Raw genomic sequence first — 1,448 nt, forward strand, 5'->3', positions numbered from 1 at the left:
CCGGTCAGGCCGTGGGCATCAGGACGCGGGCTTCTCCCTTCTCGTTGTTGTGGCGTTCGGCCCAGTTGGTCAGTGCTGTGTGGCAGGCGTGGTCGAGGTGGCGCAGGTCCAGGAGGTCGAGTTCGATGGGCCGGTTCTTGGGCAGCTTCTCCAGGGTGTCCAGGATCGGCGGCAGGCGCAGGAAGGTGGCGTTGCCGGAGACGACCACGCGCAGCGGTCGGCTGCTGTCCTGGTCCTCATCGACGTGGACCTGGACGTGGCTGGTCTCCCAGGCGGTCTTGGCGATCGCCAGGAGCAGTCCGACCAGGACGCCTTCGAACATGTTGGTCACCACGATGGCGATGGCGGTGGCTATCAGGATCACGGCCTCCCCGCGGTGCTTACGCCACAGCGGGCCCAGCGCGCTCAAGGGGATGAGCTTGAACCCGGAGAAGACCAGGATCCCGGCCAGGGAGGCCACCGGGATCAGGCCGAGGGCGGCCGGGACCAGGGCGGTGAACAGCAGCAGCCACAGCCCGTGCAGCACCCGTGAGGCCTTCGTCTTCGCCCCGGCCTGGACATTGGCCGCGCTGCGCACGATGACCGCGGTCATCGGCAGGGCGCCCAGCGCACCGCAGACGGTGTTGCCCGCGCCCTGGGCCATCAGCTCCTTGTCGTAGTCGGTGCCCGGGCCGTTGTGCAGCCGGTCCACCGCGGCGGCGCTGAACAGGCTCTCGGCCGAGGCGATGAGGGTGATGGCCACCACGGTGCCGATCGCACCGACGCCCATCACCCCGCTGACATCATCGAGGGAGGGCGGCTGGATCGCCCCGAGCAGGCCCTTGACCTCCACCCTCTTGACCGGCAGCTGGAAGAGCGCCACCGCGAGCGTGGACAGGCCCACCGCTGCCAGCGGCGCGGGCACCAGCCGCACCTTCTCCGGCATCTTCTTCCACACCGCCATCACCACCACCGTGCCCGCGCCCAGGCACAGGGCCGTCACCGCACCCGGTGAGCCGGCCGTATCGGCGGCCAGAGCGGGCAGGCCCGCGAGGTTGGCAGGACCCGAACCCGGCGCCTTGGCATCGGTCATGGCATAGAGCTGACCGGCGATGAGCACCAGGCCGATCCCGGCCAGCATGCCCTCCACCACCGCGATGGAGATCGCCCGGAACCACCGGCCCAGCCGCAACGCGCCCATCACCAGCTGCAGCACACCCGCAGCCAGCACGAACACGCCCAACGCCCCGACCCCGTACTCGGTCACGGCCTCCAAAATCAGCACCGTCAGCCCCGCCGCAGGCCCACTGACCTGCAAACTGCTCCCGGGAAGCAGACCGGTGACCAGACCACCGACGATGCCGGTCACCAGCCCCAGTTCCGCCGGAACCCCCGACGCCACCGCCACACCCACACACAACGGCAGAGCAACGAGAAACACCACGACAGAGGCAGTGACATCCGCCCGG

The 1,448-nt window shown here is 69.6% G+C and carries 1 protein-coding gene; it reads right to left on the bottom strand.

What is annotated here, in order from left to right:
* Positions 1-4 precede the first annotated feature (4 nt).
* On the bottom strand, positions 5-1,448 hold a 1,444-nt coding region (locus ACTWQE_RS34045), incomplete at its 5' end, for a SulP family inorganic anion transporter (RefSeq protein ID WP_443332956.1).

It is taken from the genome of Streptomyces sp. 8N706 (assembly GCF_052245415.1).
Classification (GTDB): Bacteria; Actinomycetota; Actinomycetes; order Streptomycetales; family Streptomycetaceae; genus Streptomyces.